The 21,605-nt window shown below is 50.6% G+C and carries 17 protein-coding genes, 2 tRNA genes and 1 rRNA gene; 7 read left to right on the plus strand and 13 right to left on the minus strand.

The genetic code is table 11. The annotated features are described in order from the left end of the window. Positions 1–94: 94 nt before the first annotated feature. The 3 genes from EL216_RS03530 to EL216_RS03540 form a co-directional block, all read right to left on the minus strand. Positions 95–170, minus strand: a tRNA-Ala gene (locus tag EL216_RS03530). Between the two features lie 8 nt (positions 171–178). Further along, positions 179–255: transfer RNA gene (locus EL216_RS03535), tRNA-Ile, on the minus strand. 101 nt (positions 256–356) lie between these two features. Next, positions 357–1,897 (minus strand): 16S ribosomal RNA (locus EL216_RS03540). A 427-nt stretch (positions 1,898–2,324) separates the two neighbouring features. On the opposite strand from EL216_RS03540, the gene hemB reads away from it, so the two are divergent. Beyond that, positions 2,325–3,329: a porphobilinogen synthase gene (gene hemB / locus EL216_RS03545; RefSeq protein ID WP_085389553.1), complete on the plus strand. Its 1,005-nt coding sequence runs from the start codon at positions 2,325–2,327 to the stop codon at positions 3,327–3,329. A 172-nt stretch (positions 3,330–3,501) separates the two neighbouring features. On the opposite strand, the gene EL216_RS03550 is transcribed toward hemB, so the two are convergent. From EL216_RS03550 to surE, 7 genes are all read right to left on the minus strand, one after another. After that, positions 3,502–4,092, minus strand: a complete 591-nt coding sequence (locus EL216_RS03550) for an RseA family anti-sigma factor (protein ID WP_085389552.1) — start codon at positions 4,090–4,092, stop codon at positions 3,502–3,504. 4 nt (positions 4,093–4,096) lie between these two features. Continuing rightward, positions 4,097–4,696, minus strand: a complete 600-nt coding sequence (rpoE, locus tag EL216_RS03555) for an RNA polymerase sigma factor RpoE (protein ID WP_085389551.1) — start codon at positions 4,694–4,696, stop codon at positions 4,097–4,099. Positions 4,697–4,766: 70 nt separating this feature from the next. Next, on the minus strand, positions 4,767–6,134 hold the full coding sequence (gene tilS, locus EL216_RS03560; RefSeq protein ID WP_085389550.1) for a tRNA lysidine(34) synthetase TilS: 1,368 nt from the start codon (positions 6,132–6,134) through the stop codon (positions 4,767–4,769). Between the two features lie 82 nt (positions 6,135–6,216). Further along, complete coding sequence (locus tag EL216_RS03565; protein ID WP_085389549.1) at positions 6,217–7,992, minus strand: Na/Pi cotransporter family protein; 1,776 nt, start codon at positions 7,990–7,992, stop codon at positions 6,217–6,219. 290 nt (positions 7,993–8,282) lie between these two features. Continuing rightward, positions 8,283–9,218 carry a peptidoglycan DD-metalloendopeptidase family protein gene (locus tag EL216_RS03570; RefSeq protein ID WP_085389548.1) on the minus strand — a complete coding sequence of 312 codons (936 nt, stop codon included), beginning with the start codon at positions 9,216–9,218 and terminating at the stop codon, positions 8,283–8,285. An 84-nt stretch (positions 9,219–9,302) separates the two neighbouring features. Continuing rightward, positions 9,303–9,962, minus strand: a complete 660-nt coding sequence (locus tag EL216_RS03575; protein WP_054600523.1) for a protein-L-isoaspartate(D-aspartate) O-methyltransferase — start codon at positions 9,960–9,962, stop codon at positions 9,303–9,305. Next, a complete protein-coding gene (gene surE / locus EL216_RS03580; RefSeq protein WP_085389547.1) occupies positions 9,962–10,714 on the minus strand; it encodes a 5'/3'-nucleotidase SurE in 753 nt (250 codons plus the stop codon). Before surE ends, EL216_RS03575 begins: the two co-directional genes overlap by 1 nt. A 259-nt stretch (positions 10,715–10,973) precedes the next feature. On the opposite strand from surE, the gene EL216_RS03585 reads away from it, so the two are divergent. From EL216_RS03585 to EL216_RS03600, 4 genes are all read left to right on the plus strand, one after another. After that, complete coding sequence (locus EL216_RS03585; protein ID WP_126300832.1) at positions 10,974–12,122, plus strand: FAD-dependent monooxygenase; 1,149 nt, start codon at positions 10,974–10,976, stop codon at positions 12,120–12,122. A gap of 158 nt (positions 12,123–12,280) precedes the next feature. Continuing rightward, positions 12,281–12,877: a tyrosine-protein phosphatase gene (locus EL216_RS03590; RefSeq protein WP_085389545.1), complete on the plus strand. Its 597-nt coding sequence runs from the start codon at positions 12,281–12,283 to the stop codon at positions 12,875–12,877. A 123-nt stretch (positions 12,878–13,000) separates the two neighbouring features. Then, a complete protein-coding gene (locus EL216_RS03595) occupies positions 13,001–14,689 on the plus strand; it encodes a choline/carnitine O-acyltransferase (protein ID WP_085389544.1) in 1,689 nt (562 codons plus the stop codon). A gap of 109 nt (positions 14,690–14,798) precedes the next feature. Continuing rightward, positions 14,799–15,926: an aminotransferase class V-fold PLP-dependent enzyme gene (locus tag EL216_RS03600; RefSeq protein WP_085389543.1), complete on the plus strand. Its 1,128-nt coding sequence runs from the start codon at positions 14,799–14,801 to the stop codon at positions 15,924–15,926. 127 nt (positions 15,927–16,053) lie between these two features. Here the strand turns inward: EL216_RS03600 and EL216_RS03605 are convergent, their stop codons facing one another. The 3 genes from EL216_RS03605 to mltG all read right to left on the minus strand — a co-directional run bounded on the left by EL216_RS03605 (position 16,054) and on the right by mltG (position 19,171). Continuing rightward, entirely contained in the window at positions 16,054–17,301 is a 1,248-nt protein-coding gene (locus EL216_RS03605; protein WP_232005262.1) for a DUF2254 domain-containing protein, read from the minus strand. A gap of 39 nt (positions 17,302–17,340) precedes the next feature. Beyond that, positions 17,341–17,967 (minus strand): dTMP kinase, encoded by a 627-nt coding sequence (gene tmk, locus EL216_RS03610; RefSeq protein WP_085389604.1) that lies wholly within the window; start codon positions 17,965–17,967, stop codon positions 17,341–17,343. Positions 17,968–18,175: 208 nt separating this feature from the next. Next, positions 18,176–19,171 carry an endolytic transglycosylase MltG gene (gene mltG / locus EL216_RS03615; protein ID WP_085389542.1) on the minus strand — a complete coding sequence of 332 codons (996 nt, stop codon included), beginning with the start codon at positions 19,169–19,171 and terminating at the stop codon, positions 18,176–18,178. Between the two features lie 211 nt (positions 19,172–19,382). Between mltG and ampD the strand changes: the two genes are divergently transcribed. Together ampD and EL216_RS03625 are read left to right on the plus strand one after the other, a co-directional pair. Continuing rightward, positions 19,383–19,943, plus strand: coding sequence for a 1,6-anhydro-N-acetylmuramyl-L-alanine amidase AmpD (gene ampD / locus EL216_RS03620; protein WP_085389541.1), 561 nt, complete (start codon positions 19,383–19,385; stop codon positions 19,941–19,943). A 164-nt stretch (positions 19,944–20,107) separates the two neighbouring features. Beyond that, positions 20,108–21,394 (plus strand): cell division protein ZipA C-terminal FtsZ-binding domain-containing protein, encoded by a 1,287-nt coding sequence (locus tag EL216_RS03625; protein WP_085389540.1) that lies wholly within the window; start codon positions 20,108–20,110, stop codon positions 21,392–21,394. Positions 21,395–21,605 lie beyond the last annotated feature (211 nt).

A 21,605-nucleotide genomic window follows, 5' to 3' on the forward strand; every position in this document is an offset into this window, starting at 1 on the left:
AAATTAAAATATTCTTTACTTCATCTTTATCTATTCAGATGCCAAACATCTAAAGACTAAAGACAAACAAAAATACTTTGATTTGCAAAGTATTTGGTGGAGGCAAACGGGATCGAACCGATGACCCCCTGCTTGCAAAGCAGGTGCTCTACCAACTGAGCTATGCCCCCCAATCTCTTGGTGGGTCTGGGAGGACTTGAACCTCCGACCCCACGCTTATCAAGCGTGTGCTCTAACCAGCTGAGCTACAAACCCAGATTACTCCAACTTCGTCGGGATTCTCCCAACCAGTCTTGCATCTTTAATACACAGTTTACCGATAAGTGTGAATGCGACCAAACCTCTTTTTTCTCTAGAAAGGAGGTGATCCAGCCGCAGGTTCCCCTACGGCTACCTTGTTACGACTTCACCCCAGTCATGAAGCATACCGTGGTAAGCGGGCTCCTTACGGTTACCCTACCTACTTCTGGTATCCCCCACTCCCATGGTGTGACGGGCGGTGTGTACAAGACCCGGGAACGTATTCACCGCAGTATGCTGACCTGCGATTACTAGCGATTCCGACTTCATGCACTCGAGTTGCAGAGTGCAATCCGGACTACGATCGGTTTTCTGGGATTGGCTCCACCTCGCGGCTTGGCTACCCTCTGTACCGACCATTGTATGACGTGTGAAGCCCTGGTCATAAGGGCCATGAGGACTTGACGTCATCCCCACCTTCCTCCGGCTTGTCACCGGCAGTCTCATTAGAGTGCCCAACTTAATGATGGCAACTAATGACAAGGGTTGCGCTCGTTGCGGGACTTAACCCAACATCTCACGACACGAGCTGACGACAGCCATGCAGCACCTGTGTTACGGCTCCCGAAGGCACTCCTCCGTCTCTGGAGGATTCCGTACATGTCAAGACCAGGTAAGGTTCTTCGCGTTGCATCGAATTAATCCACATCATCCACCGCTTGTGCGGGTCCCCGTCAATTCCTTTGAGTTTTAATCTTGCGACCGTACTCCCCAGGCGGTCAATTTCACGCGTTAGCTACGCTACTAAGGCATCAAGTACCCCAACAGCTAATTGACATCGTTTAGGGCGTGGACTACCAGGGTATCTAATCCTGTTTGCTACCCACGCTTTCGGGCATGAACGTCAGTATTATCCCAGGGGGCTGCCTTCGCCATCGGTATTCCTCCACATCTCTACGCATTTCACTGCTACACGTGGAATTCTACCCCCCTCTGACATACTCTAGTCACCCAGTTTCAAACGCAGTTCCCAGGTTGAGCCCGGGGATTTCACATCTGACTTAAGTAACCGTCTGCGCCCGCTTTACGCCCAGTAATTCCGATTAACGCTCGCACCCTACGTATTACCGCGGCTGCTGGCACGTAGTTAGCCGGTGCTTATTCTTCAGGTACCGTCATCACCCAAGGGTATTAACCTCAAGCTTTTCTTCCCTGACAAAAGTCCTTTACAACCCGAAGGCCTTCTTCAGACACGCGGCATGGCTGGATCAGGGTTCCCCCCATTGTCCAAAATTCCCCACTGCTGCCTCCCGTAGGAGTCTGGGCCGTGTCTCAGTCCCAGTGTGGCGGATCATCCTCTCAGACCCGCTACTGATCGTCGCCTTGGTAGGCCTTTACCCCACCAACTAGCTAATCAGACATCGGCCGCTCAAATAGCGCAAGGCCCGAAGGTCCCCTGCTTTCCTCCTCAGAGAATATGCGGTATTAGCCATCCTTTCGGACAGTTATCCCCCACTACTCGGTACGTTCCGATGTATTACTCACCCGTTCGCCACTCGCCACCAAAAGAGCAAGCTCTTCCGTGCTGCCGTTCGACTTGCATGTGTAAAGCATGCCGCCAGCGTTCAATCTGAGCCAGGATCAAACTCTTATGTTCAATCTCTAACTTTAACTTCTGGTCTGCTTCAAAGAAACCGACAAAGATATTTATCTTGTCTGTTTTTGTCGCAGTGTGAGGCCCAATCGCACTCACACTTATCGGTAATCTGTTCTGTTAAAGAGCGTCCCGAACATCATCACAACCAATACTGCCTAACGCAAAATCTGTTATAATGAATATTCGCTTTCAAACACCGCCGAAGCAGCGAAGAACCGAACTATACCCGCCCTCCCCCAATAACGTCAACCCCACAGCAGAAAAATCCGACCGAAAAACAAACAGACCACTGTTTTATCAAGAAATTTTATTTAGCATAGATTTTATACAATTGATTTTTTACTCTTTAAAAAACTAAACCACTTACTTTTACCTTTTACAAAATAATTTTTAATTTGCTAACTTCTTTATTATTAAAGGAACATACATGAATTTTCCTTTCCGCCTCTTCACCTCGACTCGCATGCGACGTATGCGTAAAGACGATTTTTCTCGACGTCTGATGCGCGAACACACTCTAACAGTTAATGATTTGATTTATCCTGTTTTTATTTTAGAAGGACAAAACCAAGAAGAAGCAGTTGCATCCATGCCTGGAATTAAGAGGCAAAGTCTTGATAAACTTTTATATACTGCAGAAAAGGCTGTTGAATTAGGTATTCCTATGTTAGCCTTATTCCCAGTAATCACACGAAACAAAACCGAAACTGCTGAAGAAGCTTACAATCCAGATGGATTAGTTCCTACCACAGTAAGAAAATTACGCGAAACCTTTCCTGAATTGGGTATCATGACCGACATTGCCCTAGATCCCTATACCATTCACGGGCAAGACGGATTGATTGACAATACTGGCTATGTTTTAAATGATGAAACAATTGATGTTTTGATTAAACAAGCTTTATGCCATGCTGCCGCAGGAGCACAGGTTGTTGCGCCTTCCGATATGATGGATGGACGTATTGGCTTCATTCGTGAAGCATTAGAAGATGCAGGACATATTCACACGCGTATAATGGCTTATTCAGCCAAATATGCTTCTGCTTTTTACGGGCCATTCCGCGATGCGGTAGGCAGCTCTGCCAATTTAGGCAAAGCCGATAAATACACCTACCAAATGGATCCTGCAAACACCAATGAAGCCTTGCAAGAAGTTGCCTTGGATATACAAGAAGGAGCTGATATGGTAATGGTAAAACCGGGTCTGCCTTATTTGGACATAATACGCAGGGTAAAAGATGAATTTGGCGTACCAACTTATGCTTATCAGGTATCGGGAGAATATGCTATGTTACAAGCTGCCATTCAAAATGGTTGGCTTGATGGCAGCAAAGTGATTTTGGAAAGTTTATTAGCGTTTAAACGAGCAGGTGCGGATGGTATTTTAACGTACTACGCCATTGAAGCAGCGAAACAATTACATAAAATATAACTGCATTTTTCTTGAAATTTGGAAGATATTATTTAATTATTTAAGCCGTCTGAAATATTGTTCCGACGGCTAAATTAATCTTTATTTCTTATAATATTAAGGAAGAGTAAAAATAAGCCGCCTAAATTTTAGACGGCTTTTAGAGAATCAATAGCAACTTTCCATAAACTGATTAATGTGCGGCACTGGCAGTACTATTTCCTGCCGACAATTTTTCTACTCTCACAGCAGTCTGCTTTTCAACTGTTTCCGTTGCTTGAGCAGCCTTTGCAGCATTGGGAACTACGGTGCCTTGCGCCTCAGCATTAGCTACTGCATTATTTTTTGCCGCTGCATTTCCGCCCACTGAAACAATTTCCGTTTGAGTCGGTTTTGCAGGAGTAGACTGCTCAACAACATTAGCCTCACTTTCAGCATTCATTTGCGGCCAGAACTGCCATACACCAACGGCTACAGCCAATATACTGGCAGCCACAGCAAAACCGCGGAAAGCATGATTAGACGCAGAAGCGACAGGGCGTGCAACAAAAACCTGTTTGCCTTCTGCCGTAGCAGATTGTGTTAAAAGAATTTTTTCATTTGTCAATTCAATATCTTTACCTACAGCCGATTTAGCATGTTGCATATAATCGCGAATCAAATGATATTCATACCATTTTTGCTGAGCATCACTATCAGATAGCAATTTATCAAGTGCTTCTTCTGATAAGTTGTCATCATCCATGGCGGCAGATACAAATTCGAAATCTTTGTTTTGGTTCATTATTTTACCACCTTTGGTCTTCAGACGTATCCAACAACGGCCTTAAATCTTTAGCGATTACCTCGCGTGCTCTAAAAATTCGCGAGCGTACGGTACCGATAGGACAGTCCATTATCTGAGCAATTTCCTCGTAAGACAAACCTTCCATCTCTCGCAAAGAGATGGCTTTCCGTAAATCATCCGGCAATTTGGCAATGGCTGCCTCTACCGTTTCTAAAATCTCCCGATTCATCATCTCAGCTTCCGGTGTGTGATGATCGGCAAGCTGATCGGCTAAATCGAGAACATCCCCTTCGTCATTTGCGACATCGGCGCTTACAAAAGGCCGTTTGCCGGAAGTAACCAAAAAGTTTTTAGCCGTATTGATACCAATACGATAAAGCCATGTATAAAAAGCACTTTCACCTCGAAAATTAGGCAAGGCTCTATACGCTTTTATCAAGGCTTCTTGTGCCACGTCGTTTACTTCGTGCTCGTCCTTAATAAAACGAGACAATAAACGGGTAAGACGACGCTGGTATTTTGATACCAGTAATTCAAACGCTTTATGTTCGCCTTTTTGCGCACGCTCTACCAATGCTTGATCGATTTTACGATCATTCATGTCAGACCTTTATTTTACGAGATTACAAACATAGAAAAGGTAAAGCACACATTGTTGAACATAAGACACTTTACCTCTGCTTTGGTTCCAAAACAAAGCAATTAAATTTGTCGAAAACAGGCAGTACCCCATTTTGACAGCCATAATGAACGCTTACCCAAATATTGGCAATAGCCAAACATTTATTTTGGCTATCCGTTACAATCGGCCAATATTTCCTCACAAAGGATGGAATCTTGCATTCTTGTAAAATTTTCCGAACACTTTTATGACCAACGGTCAATGCAATGACATCATCGGCATTTGCCGCTCTAATGCACCCTTGACCATCTAACAATTCTTCACAAATTCCAAACAAATTACGCCTCAAGGTAAAACCGTTTTCCGGCAATATTTTTTTCAGACGGCCTGCCAAAATCTGCTCGTTTCCAATCCATGCGCATTCTTTTTCCCAGCCGTTTTTTTGAACAAACAAACGGTTTTGATAGGCATAAATCCGCCCGTCCGGCAGTTGCCATTCCGCAGAGGCTGTCTGAATACTATTTAGTACACGTGAAAAATCGGCGATACTTTCTGCTGTCGGCACACCCAATTCGTGAATCTTGGCAAAATACCATAATTGTTGCCGACGACGCACTTCACTCAAACTGCGCCAACGTTGCAAATCAAATGTTCCTGTGGCGCAGATATATTGATGATCTTGCTGCACAATTTCATCCAACAAGGCAAGCTCATTCTGCAATGACGCGATACTGCCGATTATATGGTTGTCGAGATGCGGTAGGCGGGAGCGCCAAACGGGCAAAGCATCGTTACGTAACCAATTGCGTAGAAAGCCCGAGTCTTGGTTGCTGGAATCTTCAACATAAATCAAATCGTGCATGTCGGCATAGTCGGCCAGTTGTTCACGTGTGAACCCCAGAAGCGGCCGCCATATTTGCGTGCGTTCATTCAACGCCCTCCACTCTGGCATGGCCGACAACGCACGCAATCCTCCGCCGCGCATGGCTGCCAACATAAATGTTTCCACTTGATCGCCGCGATGATGGGCCAATGCCACGATATCGCTCCGGCCGTCTGAAAAAATACGATAGCGTTCTTTTCGCGCTGCGGCTTCTATGCCCAAGCCGTTTTTCTCAACGCACACTTTTTCCAGCCGAAGCGGAATATCCAACCGATCGCATAAGGTGTTGCAAAAAGCAGCCCATTCGTCTGCTTTTTCATTCAACCCGTGGTGGACATGCACTGCCTTCAAAACAAATCTGAACCGTTTGCGCATACATGACAATAAATGCAGCAACACAACGGAATCCAAACCGCCGCTCAATCCGACTTCAATCACCGTCTGAGGCGGCAAATGCTGCGGCCATGCGTCGGCCACCTGTTCCAACAGGTTATTTGCATGGGGATGTTTACACTTTGTTTGGGAGTTGTTCATGAATCGGAAACAATGGTTTGGGTGTTAAGCCGGTATTATATCGTGGAGGCCGTCTGAAAGATGTTTTTCAGACGGCCTGCTTTCATGCTGCAAGCTGCTCTTTCGATGAGAAATCCAAATCGGCCGTATGGATAATTTCCTGCATTCCCCAACCGATACGGCGTGCATAGTTGATATCATTCATCAACGAAGAAGTTTGCCAGCCGCTAATTCGCTTATTACGCAGTTTTACCAATATACGGGCGCGGAGATTTTCCAAAGAATCAATATGTTTGGAAAATTTATCCACTTCTTCCTCCCATTCCGGGGTATTGATGGGCAATGCCGTAACACGGCGGAATAAGATTAACGTTTTAAACAAATGGCGGCGCAAACGCATATAGTCGTTAAATGCCGGCGAACCGGGCTGCTGCAAATAAATCTGCATATTCTTCTGCAAATGCTTGCTTTCTTTAACAATTTCCACCATTTGAAACGCTGCCATATGTGCCGTAGTGAGCCGTTGCTGCTGTTCTGCACCGTCAATATCGATTTTGCTGGTAAAGTCCAACACATCACTGTATAGAGGCTTCACTTGGCTTTCATAATACGCCTGAACATCCAAATGTAGCGGCGGCTCGGGGGGAGGCAATTCTTCATCCGGATCGACATTACTCTGATATAACCGCTCCACCGATATAAACAGCACATGGCAGATAACTTCCAAGCTCAACGCGCTCAGGTGGTTAATTTCCTTAAACACTGCCCGCAAAGCCGTATCTCCTGCACGCAGCATATTGTCGTTCAAATAACGGGCACGGACGGGCTTGCTGTCTTCCGGTAACAATTCGGCTTCTGCTCTTTCCGGCAACCATCTCAGAAGTTTTTCCGCAAGTTGATTTTGCAACTTCCAAAATACCGCGAGTCCCAAGCCGTTGAATAACGTGTGAAATAAAGCCAGTTGCAATAGCACGCCCATTCCTGTCCATGCAGCAAGCAAAGTAACGAATTTGGTTAGCGGCAACCACAGCAACAATGACAACACCGCGGTAACCACATTAAATAGCAGATGTGCCAATACCAAACGCTGGCTGCTCCGTTCACTGCCGAGCATGCCGACAAAAGCGGTTGAAATGCTACTGCCCACGTTAGAACCGACCGCAATGGCAAAACCTTGCACCAAGCTGATTTGTCCGCCGGCCAAAGCCGCTAAAGTAAGAATCAATGTGGCATGTGAAGATTGCAAAACAATCGTCAACAGCAAACCTATACCACTGAAAATGGCAATTTCTGCCACACCGCTTACCTGAATAGAAGCAAAATCGACCTGCCCGCCCAAATCTCGGAAGCCGTTTTTAATGGCATCAATTCCGATAAAAATCAGTGAAATACCTACCAACACTCTTCCGACGGCTTTGGCTTTGTTATTAAAGAAGCCCGCCAGAATGCCGAACACCAGCATGGGTATGGCAATAGGGCTCAAGCTGATGCTCTGCCCTGCTATGGCCAACAGCCAAATGCCGCTGGTCGCCCCCAAGTTCGTACCTAAAATCACGGCGATGCCGCCGGCCAACGTAATCAAACCGGTACTTAAAAAGGCAATCGTCAGCAAAGACACCAAAGTACTTGATTGCAAAATAAAAGTGGCACCGATACCGAAAAACAAACCTTTGCCCGGCGTTGCGGTGCTTTTCGCCATCAACCGCTCCAATGTACCGCCGGCCGCATTATGCAAACCTTCTTCAATACACTGCATACCGAACAAAAATAAGGCCAAACCGTAGCAGAGCTTCAGCCAAGGCGCGCTATACCAAAAACTATAAGCCAACACGGTGAGCAATAAGGCAACTAACAATGGCTTCCAGACGTTTTTTCTCATGTATTTCCCTAAAGTTATTAGACAGTTATAAAAATGGGGCAATTATAGCCAACTATTTTGTTACTCTTAAATAGCCGTTAAAGTTAATTTATTTTCCAAAACGGCAACGCGTAGGCAATAGCCAAAGGTTCAACGAGCAACGGTTTGCTGACATTCTTAAAACCGATATATGAGGCCGTCTGAAAACTCGTTTCAGACGGCCTCATAGCATTCTTTTCTTATTTTAAGAAAAGGCCGTCTGAAAACCCAAATTCGTGTTTTCAGACGGCCTTCCTAGAAAAGTTACTTAATTAAAATGCAACAAACTGCGTAGGATTCACGGGTTTGCCACTTTGACGCACTTCAAAATGAAGTTTGACACGGTCGGCATCGGTATTTCCCATACGCGCGATGGTTTGGCCGCGTTTCACAGTCTGGCCTTCTTTTACCAACAGATTTTGGTTATGACCGTAAGCAGTTAGGAACATAGTATTGTGCTGAACGATAACCAGATTACCGTAACCGCGCAGGCCGGAGCCGGCATAAACCACCTTACCGTCGGCAGCCGAAACCACAGCTTGACCCGCAGTGCCTGCAATATCGACACCTTTGCTGCCACCGCCGAATTGAGTGATGATATTACCTGCGGTAGGGCGCTGCCAAGTGATGCCGGAAACAGTGCGCGTACTGCCTGTCGATACGGTCGGAGTCTTTGCCGGCTCAGTAGTAGAGGGGGCAGGTTTGGGCTGCGTTGCAACCGGAGCAGGTTTAGATGCAGGCGTAGAAGCAGAAGGCGCATCGGCAGGCGCAACATAACCTGCGGGTTTCACACGCAGAGTTTGACCTACGCTGATGGTGTTGTCAGCCAGATTATTCCATTCGCGCAAATTGTCTTGGGTAATGTTGTAGCGTTTAGCGATGTTGTAAACCGTGTCGCCACGTACAACGGTATGGGTGGCGGCATTGGTGTCGACCGGCGCATTAGAAGGTATGTAAGCACCGCCACTACTGGCCGGAGCACCGCCGGCAGTGGGCGGAGTATAAGGCTCAGGCGCTGCAGCACTTGCACCTGCCGCATTCGGCTCATAGGGCGTTGCGCCATACGGATTGCTTTGACCGGCCTGCGAAGATGCCGAACTTGATGTACCTGACGTAACGGGAGCTGCGGGCTGTTGAAGCCAAGAACATGCCCCCAACATTAAAACCAGGGCAGCCGAACCGGCGCGAAATGCGGTTTTTTTCAACATATTTTCTTACCTTCTGTTTGGTTTGAATTTGGAATCGCGGCATATCATAAAACAAATTATGCCCTGCTCTCAAGTCTTTACGATTTAAGTATCCATACCGCTGACCAGCGGTACAAAGTTGGCTTCCTGTACGCAGGTTTCACGGTATCCCTGCGGTGTTTTTTCAATCAGCCACAAATACTGCACGCCGCCTTCGTCGAGCGGCAATACCATACGCCCGCCAACAGCAAGCTGCTGCAAAAGCGCCAGCGGGATTTCTGCGGGAGCGGCCGTAACCAATATGCCGTCGAACGGGGCGACTTCGGGCAAACCCAAGTAACCGTCGCCGCACACCGTACGGGCTTTGGCCAACAACCCGGCCGCGCGCAAATGCTGCTTGGCACGCTCGTGCAGGGGGCGGAGGCGCTCCACCGAATAGATTTCCGGCAGGTCTAACGCCAGCAAAACAGCCGTCTGATAGCCGCACCCCGTGCCGATTTCGAGTACGCGCCGCATATTTTGCGATGAACCGCCCAACAGCAGCTCCGTCATCTTGGCCACGGTGTAAGGCTGGGAGATGGTCTGCCCCAAGCCTAAGGGCAGCGACATTTCATCGTAAGCGCGGGTTTGCAGGGCTTCTTCAACAAAAAGATGGCGCGGCACACGATCCATGGCCTGTAAAACCCGCGTGCCTATGCCCATTCTCGCCAAACGCTCTATCATACGGCGGCGGCGGTTTTCAAAGCCTGTCCAGTTTCCCTGCATTACGGCATCACTCCCTGCCAGAAATCTGCCACTTGGTCCATTTTTTCGTAATCGGTCAAATCAATCTGCAACGGCGTAACGGTGATGTAGCCGGCTTCGCTTTCGGCAAAATCGGTGCCGCCGTTGCGGTCGGAAATGTCGCCTATCGGGCCGATCCAGTAAACCGATTCTCCGCGCGGGTTGCGTGCCGGCACGATGCTTTGCACATGATGCCGCTTGCCCAAACGGGTAATTTTACAACCCTGAATATCTTCGGGTGCAACGGCGGGAATGTTCACATTCCATAAAATCGGCTGTTCGGGCGGATTTTTCAGCAAGTGTTCCAACATAATCCAAGCGGCTCTTTCGGCGGTTTCCCAATAGCGTCCGCTGAAATCGTTTAAAGAAAACGCGACAGCAGGAATACCCAACAAATAAGCCTCGGTTGCTGCGGCCACCGTGCCGGAATATAACGTGTCGTCGCCCATGTTGGCACCGTTGTTGATGCCGGAAAGCACCAAATCGGGCTGAAACTCAGGCAAAGCATGCAAAGCCAGATGAATGCAGTCGGTCGGCGTGCCGCTCACATAATAAAAGCCGTTGTCGGCCTCTCGGATACGCAAGGGGAGGTCGAGCGTAAGAGAATTGCTGACCCCGCTGCGGTCGCGTTCGGGCGCAACCACGCGCACGTTGGCAAATTCTGCGGCCACCCGTGCAAGAATAGCGATGCCCGGGGAAAGATAGCCGTCGTCATTACAAATCAGAATATTCATGGTTTCCCTTATTTTCAGACGGCATCAATTCTACCGACTGTGGTTATCGGTGTCTATTTAGTCCCGCCGGAGTAAAAAGCAGTTTGATGCAACCTGCGTGAATCATAACCCAAAATGTATATGCCGTTCGCCAAATCCGGCTGTCTTTCCGGCTGCATATAGACCAAGCCCTGTGCAATAAGTTTTCAGACGGCCTCAAATATAAAAGGCCGTCTGAAACAGGTATAATCCCGCCAATCCCTAACAGAACTGCTTAAAGATGAACCACGAAATCCTGATTATCGGCGGCGGGTTGGTCGGTGCCGCCGCCGCAGTCGCCCTCAAACAGCAAGGGCGGGATGTTGCCCTGCTGGAAATCCGCCCTCCCGAAACCGATTTCACCAAACTCGAAACCGGTTGGGACGCACGGATTTACGCCATCAGCCCAACCAATCAAAGCCTGCTCCAATCCTTAGGCGCATGGCCGTCTGAAAGCCGTATCCAACCCGTTTCACGCATGGACGTGCGCGGCGACAACGGCGGCCGCATCGAGTTCACAGCCGCCGACATTGACGCACCCCGCCTCACCTGCATCGCCGAAAACCGCTGGCTGCTCGCCGGCCTGTGGCAGCAAATCCGCGCATTAGAAATACCCGTAATTACCGAAGCCGCCGAAAAACTCGAAACCAACGTTCAGACGGCCTCGCTATCCCTTAAAAACGGTGAAACGCTGCAAGCCAAACTGATTATCGGCGCAGACGGTGCCAACTCATGGGTGCGCAGCCAAGCAGGCATCTCCGTTAAAGAAGACCCCTACCGCCAGCACGGCGTAGTCGCCAACTTCCGCACCGAGCAAGACCACCACGGCACCGCCTTCCAATGGTTCAAAAACGGCGACGTGCTTGCCTACCTGCCGCTGCCCGACAAAAAAATTTCCATCGTATGGAGCACCCGTGAGCCTGAAAAACTTACCGGCCTCAACCCCGAAGACCTGGCCGCCGCCGTTACCGCGCAAGGCGAAAACGTACTCGGCCAACTCTCACCCCTCTCCCCCGCCTTCGCCTTCGATTTAATCCTGCGCCGCCCCGAATCCACCGTAGCCCAACGCATTTTACTGATGGGCGATGCAGCGCATACCATCCACCCGCTCGCCGGACAAGGCGTGAACCTCGGCTTCGGCGACGTGATTGAATTCACACGCCTCAGTCGCAACGCACCCGATGTCGGTGCACACCAGCTGTTGAAACAATACGCCCGCAACCGCCTGGAACCCGTCCGCACCATGCAGCTCGGCTGCGACGGCCTGTTTCATCTGTTCAACGAACAACACCTCCCCGCCCTGCCCTGGCTGCGCAACACCGGCCTGAATCTGGTCAACGCCACCCCCGCCGTCAAAAACCGCTTGATTAAACATGCGATGGGGCTATAAACACCAAGCCCTCGGAGGCCGTCTGAAAACCCGGTACACCATTCAGACGGCCTTATCTTGAATTTTCAAACGGCAGCCCATTTTTAATTGGAAATAGAATATTATTGCAACAACCGCTTAAACTGTTATCCGGCTTAAACGGGAAACGGAAATTTTATATGCGCATCACACTCAGCATCTTAGTATTGACCTTAAGCTGTTTCGCTCGGGCGGAACAACTGCCCGCCGGTACAAATACCAAACCTTTGGGCTGGGCCACCGTTGTTAAACGCGATGCCAACCTCTACCGCGTCGACCATTTGCTGTTCCGCAGCGAACAACCGGTAAACGACGATGTGGCCACCATTGAAAAACTGGGTATCAAAAGCGTAGTAAACCTGCGCTTTTTCGACCGCAACAACAACGACACCCTTTTGGCAAACCGCAATATCGCCTTAATCAACAGCCCCCTGCTGACATGGCGTATCCGCCCGCAAGATATTGCCCAAACGCTGTTTCTAATCGAGCAGCAACAGAAAAAAGGCCCTGTGTTGGTACACTGTTACCATGGGGCGGACCGCACGGGCTTGATTTCGGGAATGTACCGCATCGTTTACCACGGCTGGACGGTTGACCAAGCCAAAGCCGAAATGCTGCAAGGCCCCTACGGTTTCCACAGCATTTGGAAAAACATCGAAAGCCTGTTCAGCCACGACACTGTAGAACAAGTAAAAATCCATCTGAAAGCATTACGGGAACAATCAAAAAATAATTAACGGAGAACACAACCGGCTTGCCTGCCGCCCTGCCTGACAGATATTGACCGACAAACTGCAACCCGCCGCCTTCACCATGCGGTTTTCCATTAACCGAAGACAGGCCGTCTGAAAGGAGAAAACATGCCCCCGCTCCCCCGTTTGCCCATTCCCGATCTCAACGAAACCTGCGAACGTTATCTGAAGCAAGTACGGCCGCTGCTGACCGACGAAGAATACAAAAAAACCGTAGCCGCCACCCGCTATTTCAAATCCGCCCGCGGCAAAGGCCCCGAACTGCAAGCGACCCTTCAAAAATTTGATAACAAAGCCGAAAAAAGCTGGCTGATTGATGTATGGCTGGAAAGCTATTTAAAAATCCGTACCCCCCTTCCGCTAACCAGCAATGTGGGGTTTACCGTTCAAACGTTCGACAAAGGACTGGCGGAATGGACTGCCGCACTGGCTTCCGTATGCGCCGACTACCATCACAACCGCATTCCGACACCGAAAACGCCGCAAGGCACGCCCGTCTGCATGGAGCAATGGAAAATTCTGCAAGGAGCCTGCCGCGTTCCCCGTCAGGGAACCGACCGCTATCATTTCGCCCCGCAAGGCGGCCGCCATATCGGGATATTGCACAACGGCTTTTACTACCGCATTACCGCGCTCGACGAGCAATTCGAAGCCTATCATCCCGATACGTTCAAACAGGCTTTCGGGCAGATTCTGGCCGATTCCGACAACAATCCTTTCCCCGTCGCCGTTCCCTGCTATTTGGGCGGGGACGGAACCGCAACCGTATACGAAGCCCTGCGTTTAGAGGCCGATAACGCCGAGCTGGTCAAGTATATCGAAAACGACCTGTTCCACATCAGCATCAACCAAGAAGACCTCGATGCCGATGCCGACCTCACCCTCGCCACCTTCGTGCCGCAACAAAACGTGTGGTGTTACAAACCCACAACTTATTGTTACAACACCGTTACCCGACGTTTATTCCTACATTGCGAACACGCTTGGGAAGATGGCGGCGCACTCAAAGGCATCGTCGTGCGTGCTGCGGAGCATCTAAACAAACCCGCCGGCCAAACCATACAACCGGCGGTCAACCGTTACCAATGGCAGTTGGACGAAACCCTTCAACAGAACTGGGCGCAATGGCAGAAAAACTATGCCGCCCGCGCCGCCAAAATGAGCGTGCTCAGCATCACCGTTCCGTTTAACGGTTACAAAATCCCCGAAGGCATCAGCCAAGATGCTTTGATGCAGTTTTTGCTGCAATATGCGCAGCTTTCCACTTACGGCGATGTCCGCAACACTTACGAAGCTGTCGATGTCAGCCATTTTCAAAGCGGTCGTACGGAGTGCGTGCGCCCTATCTCCGATGAATCGCTAGCTTTCGTAACCGGCCTGCTGCGTGAACAACCCAATAAGGAAGCATTGAGTGCCGCGCTTGCCGAACACAAAGCCCGCATCAAAACCGCTAAACAAGGGCTCGGAGCCAACCGGCACCTGCTCGGACTACAACTGATGGTGCCTGAAGTTTGCAGCCGCGTGCCGACATTCTTCCGCAACGAAGGATACAAAATCTTCACCACCGATTTTCTGTCCACCTCCACCCTCGGCGACGATACCAACACTCTCAATTTTGCCTTCGCCCCCACGTTAGCGGGCGGCTTGGGCATCAATTACACGGTAACGTGCGAAGGATGGCTGTTTACCGTCAGCCATCTATCCAGCCAGAAGCAGGAAGCCGGCATCTTTCTCGAATCGGTCAAACAAGGCGGCGAGCGCTTACTGACTTTTCTCAATTCTAAAATAAAAGAGTAAAAACATCATGAAACAGGCCGTCTGAATCACTTTTCGGACGGCCTGTTTTTACACCTCACAATGATAGTGCTAACATGCCCATACACCATATAAATACAAAGGAAGAAAAATGACTACTCTGCCCCGCCCCGAGGTCGACGGAAACGGCCTGCTCGAATATTCGGTCGTTTACACCGACCGCGCCTTAAACCATATGTCGCAAAAATTTCAGACGGCCTTACGCTATATTTCCGCCACGTTGAAAAAAGTCTACAACGCCGAACATGTCGCCATGATTCCCGGCAGCGGCTCGTCAGGCATGGAAGCGGTTGCCCGCCAGCTTGCCCGCGACGAAAAATGTCTGATTGTGCGCAACGGCTTCTTCAGCTTCCGCTGGACACAGATTCTCGAAAAAGGCCGCATCGCTGCCGATACAAAGGTGTTGACCGCCAAACAGCCTATCGATGAAGCTCATGCACCATTTGCGCCTGCTCCAATTGAAGCGGTATGTGCAGAAATTGCTGCTTACAAACCCGCGGTTGTGTTCGCACCGCATGTAGAAACGGCTTCGGGCATCATGCTGCCCGACAATTATATTCAGAAGCTGGCCGAAGCCACCCATGCCGCAGGCGGTTTGCTGGTTATCGACTCTATCGCTTCGGGATGTATCTGGCTCGACATGGAAAAACTCGGCATCGACGTGTTGATTTCCGCCCCGCAAAAAGGCTGGAGCGGCTCGCCCTGCTGCGGTTTGGTGATGCTGAACAAAGCTGCTTATGCCAAAGTGCAGACCACCGAATCCGACAGTTTCTCGCTCGACCTGAAAAAATGGCTGCAAATCATGGAAACCTTTGAAAACGGCGGCCATGCTTACCATGCCACGCCGCCCACTGATGCGCTGCTGAAACTGCACGATGTCATGAAAGAAGCGGAGGCTGTCGGCTTCGAACGTTTGCAAGCCGCCCAAACCGAATTGGGCGGCAAAATCCGTTCGCTGCTGGCGGCAAAAGGCTATCCCAGCGTTGCCGCCGAAGGCTTCGAAGCGCCGGGCGTGGTGGTCAGCTACACCACCGATGCCGGCATCCAAAGCGGCAAAGCCTTTCTCGCCCACGGCTTGCAGATTGCTTCGGGCGTGCCGTTGCAATGCGGCGAACGCAACGATTTCCAAACTTTCCGCTTGGGCTTGTTCGGCTTGGACAAACTGCAAAACATCGATCGCACGGTTGCCCATTTTGAAGATGCTTTGAATAAAGTTTAAGCAGATAAACTTGAGGCCGTCTGAAAAAACTTTTCAGACGGCCTCTCATATATACGCACATAACCGCACCGCAAACGGTTCGGACGGTTCCGGTCATGTTTCCCAAAGTCCGAGCCGCTTCAATTATTCAATTGCCGAATAAAGCCTCGTGCTTACGTTTCAATTGTTGCGCATCATGCTCAAACGATAATTCCTGCAATGCCCGTTGCAAAGCCTTTTCCGCCATTTCCGCCGCAGCTTCCGACACCGAAGCCTCGGGAGCGTTGCGCCAAATACCGGCCAGCACCTTCTGCATCACCAAATCCACTTCCAATATGCCCGCACCGTCGCGTGCAATCGGAGCGAATCCGTCGCGCACCCATTCTCCGCAATCCAAAGGCTTTATCGACAAACGGTCATATTGCGTTACGGTACTTCCGTTGTTTTCAGACGGCCTCTCAGTCAGCAAACGCATCATGCCCGTCATAACGCTGATGGCCGTACCGGGGTCGTTTACCGCCGGCGACAAAGCCCTTTGCGCCACTTCGCTCATCACGATAAAGCCCCAGTTCGGGTCTTGGTCGTAACTTCTTGTCTGTCCGAACACGAAACAATCGGTAAAGCCATCTCCCTGCCCGTTGCCGCCCTCTATCAGCATCAAAGGCGTATCGTGCATCAACAACTCGCCCGGGCGCACCAGTATATGCACATATGCCTCTGATTTTTCGGCACGGTTTTGCAGCGAAGCCATATCGATATGGGTTAGATACCCGCTGTATCCCGCCTTTACCAAACGCGCCGAACTGCCGCACGTGCCGCGCCATGCCGTTCCCATCTGCGGGTTGGCGCGGAATTCGACCAAAGCCTGGTGCGCCGCCGTTTGGATTTTATTCAGCGTGTTGTCCATGCGGCCGAGCTGCGAAAGCGTATACACCCAACGTATCAGGGTAACAATCAGATACACCAGTACGACAACCGTGCTGACAAACAATACAAACCGCCCGTTTTGCCCGTAAAAACCCGTGCCCAGCGCGGTTTTGGCAATAATGGCATAAATAAAGGCGGAAATAAAACTGGCAATCGCCGTACGGGTATTGTCATCCCCCATCACCAGCTCGGTAGCGCGCGGTGTGGCACCGTTGGCTGCCGACGAAAATGCCGACACCATGATAGACAAAGAAAACGTACTCACCGCCAGCATACTCGAAGCAATCACGTCCAATAAACCTTCCAGCGTCGACAACTGTATTTCCGGCAATACGTCGGGCGGCAGCCACACGCCCGCCAAACGTGCCGCAAAGGCGAAACATACCGCCAACACCGCCCAACCCGCAGGCGTTACCCACAAGCGGTTACCCGGTTTTTTCAATGCCAACAACCAACGGTACATCATCATTCTGCTCCCTGTATCAAAAGGCCGTCTGAAAACCCAATCTTACGAATATCGGTTAAAGTGCCCGTCCAAAACCGCATTAATCGACTTTCTCACCTCGCCGATATCGCGGTTGCTGTCGATAACTGCATAACGCTCGGGCGAGGCGGCGGCGCGGTTCAGATAAACTTCACGCACACGGGTGAAAAAACCAGCCTCTTCCTGTTCGAAACGGTCTTTTTCGCGGTTTTTGCCGATACGCTGCATCGAAACTTCCAAAGGCACGTCCAACAAAATCGTCAAATCCGGTCGGAAACCGCCCTGTACCCAGTTTTCGAGTACGGCGATTTCTTCCAACGGCACCCCGCGGCCACCGCCTTGATAGGCGAAAGTGGCATCAGTAAAGCGGTCTGAAACGACATTCACGCCGCGTTCAAGCGCAGGCAAAATCACATCTTCGATATGCTGGCGGCGGGCGGCGAACATCAACAGCGTTTCGGTATGCAGGCCGGCTTTGGTGGCCGGATCGAGCAGAATCTCGCGCAAGGCTTCGCCCACCGGCGTACCGCCCGGCTCGCGAGTAAACAGCACAGGCAGATTACGGGCTTCGAACCAGTCTTTAATCACCGCCAGATTGGTGGATTTGCCGGCACCGTCGATGCCGTCGAGTGTGATGAATTGTGCTTGCATAAAAAGCTTTCCAATCATTTCAGACGGCCTCTGTAAACACTCGGTTAAGGCCGTCTGAAAACTACCGTTACCAACCTGCCGCGCAAAGCGGTAAAACAGGCCGATGCCGTAACGGATATTCGTTTTTGAAACATGAAAACGCGCCATTATAACGCAAGGCCGTCTGAACGCTGTTTCAGACGGCCTTTTTCTTTAGACATTTCGCACATTAACGCTTCAATATGTATTTGCGCACTGCTGCGTTATGCTCTTCCAAAGTATGGCTGAACTGGCTCAAGCCCGTATCATCCATTTTCGAAACAAAATACAGGTATTTGGCCGACGACGGATGGGCGGCGGCCTCAAGCGCGGCTTTGCCCGGCAAAGCAATCGGCGTGGGCGTTAAACCGGCTCGGGTGTAAGTGTTGTAGGGCGTGTCGCGTCGCAAGTCGGCTTTGCGGATGCGGCCTTTATATGCGTTGCCCATACCGTAAATCACGGTCGGGTCGGTTTGCAGGCGCATACCGATGGCCAAACGGTTAACGAACACGGCGGCAACATGGCGGCGGTCGGCTTCGTGGGCGGTTTCTTTTTCAATCAGGCTCGCCATAATCAACAGCTCGTACGGATTTTTATACGGCAACCCGCTCTGACGCTCATCCCAAGCCGCCTGCAAATGCCGCTGCATCGTGCGGTAGGCGGTTTTATAAATCTGAAGATCGCTGCTGCCCGCATCGATTTCGTAGCTGTCGGGGAAAAACAGCCCTTCGGGATGGCCGCTTAATGCGTTCGGATCAATCGTTTGCAGCAGTTTTTCATTGCTCCAACCGCGCGTTTCGTGTGCAATATCTTCAGTGCCGTTAATAATGTCGCGCATCTGAGAAAAACGCATTCCTTCGACAATGCGCACGGTTACCGAATCAGGCCGGCCGCCGCGCAAACGTTGCAAAACCTGCCATGCAGACACTTTTTTGGGCAGGCGGTATGCACCGGTGTGCAGCCGGTTGTGTACGCCGAGCAGATAAGCCGTTCCCAACAATACAGGGCGGCTGTAAATCACCCCGTCGTCGGCCAGCTTGCGGCTTACCGAAGCAATACCTTGGTTTTTTTCTACTTTTACACGGTAGGCTTTATCGTTGGTTTTCGGTATAAACAGCAATGCCGACCACACGGCGATAAACAAAATAAAAAGGCCCGCAAGCCATTTAAACAATTTTTTCAACATGGTAGGATTCGTTCTGTCAAAATTCGGGCACAGTATAAAACGTAAAAACCGCTTATAGTGGCATTATTATTGCTTGACGGCAGGATTTACATGCTTTTTTACGATAAAAGGCCGTCTGAACAAACAAACCGTTTCTTTATCCCACAACCCCTATCTTTTCAGACGGCCCCGACCACTTCGACGAGGCCGTCTGAAAACCGAAGAAAACCCTATGGAAAACAACTGGCAACAAGGCTGGTGGCAAGGAGCGCGGCGCGTAGATTCGCCCAATTTTTCTCCCAGAGCGGAAAACGAAACCGTTTCATTGGTAGTGCTGCACAATATTTCCCTGCCGCCGTTCGAATACGGCAACGGTGCCGTGGAAAAACTATTTACCAACCGCATCGACCCCGAAGAACACCCGTTTTTCAGCATCCTTACCGAACTGCGCGTATCCAGCCATTTTCTGATTACGCGGCAGGGAGAAGCCATCCAGTTCGTATCGTGCGACGACACCGCCTACCACGCAGGGGTTTCGTCTTTCCGCGGCAGAGAAAAATGTAATGCGTTTTCAATCGGTATCGAAATCGAGGGCTGCGATTTTGAACCTTTTACCCCCGCCCAATATCAATGTTTAAACACCCTTTTACCTGCGATTGCAGAGCATTACCCGATCGAGGCGGTAACCGGCCACCAAGATATCGCCCCCGGCCGCAAAAGCGACCCCGGCCACTTTTTCGATTGGGAAAAAATACGGCGGCCCGGTATTACGGTTGTGCTCGGCGAAAACTGACCGCGCCGCATTCAGACGGCCTTTGCAAACCTTAAAATCCGGCCGCCGTTAAGAACAAATAAAATGCGGTTTTTCCCGCCTGCAAGCTGCCAGCAAACCCAAATTTCGCTATAATCTCCGCAATTGCACCGACCAACCATTCAAACACGGGTTCACAGATTATTATGAGTGAAACAACGCTGATTATTCTCGTTTTAGGCTTGGCCATCATCCTCGGCATCATCGCCTACAACATGTATCAAGAAAACAAATACCGCCAGCAGGTGCGCGAACAATTCGGCCATTCCGATAAAGATGCGCTGATGGGCAGCAAAACCGACTTCGTGCGCGACGGCAAATCGCAAGAGCAAACCGGCGTTCCCATCCGCCCACTGCGCCAAAAAGACATTTCGGAACCCCAAGACGACACACCTGCAATGGTGCAGCCGAAAGACGACTTATTCGCCGCCCGAGTATCCGCCGCGGCCGCCAGCAAGCCCGACATCGAAATCGAATTTGAAGACGATTTCACCGAAACCGTTATCAAGCCTGAGCTGAAACCCGCTGAAGCCGCTTTCGATTTCAAACAAATGCCCGCTCCCGTGTTTTCGCAAACCAAACTTTACGGCAAGCGCAAGCTGCTGCTGGATTTGCAGGATTTAACCAAACTCGAACTGCCGTGGTTTGACCACCGCTTCGACTATATGGCTTACATTTCCCTGAGCGAACCGCAAGAACTGCACGCCATTCCGCGTCTGGCCGGCCGCCACCGCTTCCAAATCGCCGGCTGCACCATGGACGACCGCTTCCAAATCGCCGAACCGATTCCCAGCGTTTACTACCAAGGCTTCATCATCGGCCTGCAAGCCATCAGCCGCAGCGGTTTGGCCACCACTCAGGAAATCGAGCATTTCGGCGCGCAGGTCAACAGCTTTGCCGAAAAAATGAACGGCGGCCTGCTGCTTACCGATGTGGAAACCTTCCTGAACATCGCCCGCCCGCTCGACGAACTGTGCGCCCGCGTCGACCAAACCATCGCCATGCATCTGGTTTCCCGCGGCACCGTAAGCGGCATCGAACTGCGCTCGGCCGTAGAAAGTTTGGGCTTCGAGCTCGGCGTAGACGGCGCGTTCCACCTGCCCGACGAAAACGGCGAACCGCTGTTCAGCATCGTTACGCTCGACAACGCACCGTTTACCTCCAGCCTGCTTTCCAGCCAAGCCTACCGTGGCTTCAGCATGCTGTTCGACATCACCCACGTGCCCGCCGGCGAAAAACAGTTCAACCGCTTTATGGATTTGGCCGTAAAACTTTCCAGCACCTTGGGCTTGGATTTGGTTAACGACAAACTGGAAGAACTTTCCACCCAATGGCTGAAAGATGTCCGCAGCTATGTGCTGGCGCGTCAGGACGAAATGAAAAAAGTCGGCATCGAACCCGGCGGACAATTGGCGCAACGTCTCTTTTCTTAATCTGCACAGCGACACTGCAAACCATCATCAAAGGCTGTCTGAAAACTTTTCAGACGGCCTGTTTTTATTCTCCGAACCATTTCGGCACGCAGAAGGAGCATGGCAGAAAGCCCCTTTTTTTATACAATACGGCCTATCGCAAATAAACTTTATTTCTGCTACGGCGTTGCTGCATCTTGCTGTACCACTCGTACTATCTGCGGCTTGCTGC

It is taken from the genome of Neisseria animaloris (assembly GCF_900637855.1).
Lineage (GTDB): Bacteria > Pseudomonadota > Gammaproteobacteria > Burkholderiales > Neisseriaceae > Neisseria > Neisseria animaloris.

Excerpts from the sequence above, each read along its gene's own strand:
- hemB (WP_085389553.1), top strand. The coding sequence starts at position 2,325 with ATGAATTTTCCTTTCCGCCTCTTCACCTCGACTCGCATGCGACGTATG.
- EL216_RS03550 (WP_085389552.1), bottom strand. The coding sequence starts at position 4,092 with ATGAACCAAAACAAAGATTTCGAATTTGTATCTGCCGCCATGGATGAT.
- rpoE (WP_085389551.1), bottom strand. The coding sequence starts at position 4,696 with ATGAATGATCGTAAAATCGATCAAGCATTGGTAGAGCGTGCGCAAAAA.
- tilS (WP_085389550.1), bottom strand. The coding sequence starts at position 6,134 with ATGAACAACTCCCAAACAAAGTGTAAACATCCCCATGCAAATAACCTG.
- EL216_RS03565 (WP_085389549.1), bottom strand. The coding sequence starts at position 7,992 with ATGAGAAAAAACGTCTGGAAGCCATTGTTAGTTGCCTTATTGCTCACC.
- EL216_RS03570 (WP_085389548.1), bottom strand. The coding sequence starts at position 9,218 with ATGTTGAAAAAAACCGCATTTCGCGCCGGTTCGGCTGCCCTGGTTTTA.
- EL216_RS03575 (WP_054600523.1), bottom strand. The coding sequence starts at position 9,962 with ATGCAGGGAAACTGGACAGGCTTTGAAAACCGCCGCCGCCGTATGATA.
- surE (WP_085389547.1), bottom strand. The coding sequence starts at position 10,714 with ATGAATATTCTGATTTGTAATGACGACGGCTATCTTTCCCCGGGCATC.
- EL216_RS03585 (WP_126300832.1), top strand. The coding sequence starts at position 10,974 with ATGAACCACGAAATCCTGATTATCGGCGGCGGGTTGGTCGGTGCCGCC.
- EL216_RS03590 (WP_085389545.1), top strand. The coding sequence starts at position 12,281 with ATGCGCATCACACTCAGCATCTTAGTATTGACCTTAAGCTGTTTCGCT.
- EL216_RS03595 (WP_085389544.1), top strand. The coding sequence starts at position 13,001 with ATGCCCCCGCTCCCCCGTTTGCCCATTCCCGATCTCAACGAAACCTGC.
- EL216_RS03600 (WP_085389543.1), top strand. The coding sequence starts at position 14,799 with ATGACTACTCTGCCCCGCCCCGAGGTCGACGGAAACGGCCTGCTCGAA.
- EL216_RS03605 (WP_232005262.1), bottom strand. The coding sequence starts at position 17,301 with ATGATGATGTACCGTTGGTTGTTGGCATTGAAAAAACCGGGTAACCGC.
- tmk (WP_085389604.1), bottom strand. The coding sequence starts at position 17,967 with ATGCAAGCACAATTCATCACACTCGACGGCATCGACGGTGCCGGCAAA.
- mltG (WP_085389542.1), bottom strand. The coding sequence starts at position 19,171 with ATGTTGAAAAAATTGTTTAAATGGCTTGCGGGCCTTTTTATTTTGTTT.
- ampD (WP_085389541.1), top strand. The coding sequence starts at position 19,383 with ATGGAAAACAACTGGCAACAAGGCTGGTGGCAAGGAGCGCGGCGCGTA.
- EL216_RS03625 (WP_085389540.1), top strand. The coding sequence starts at position 20,108 with ATGAGTGAAACAACGCTGATTATTCTCGTTTTAGGCTTGGCCATCATC.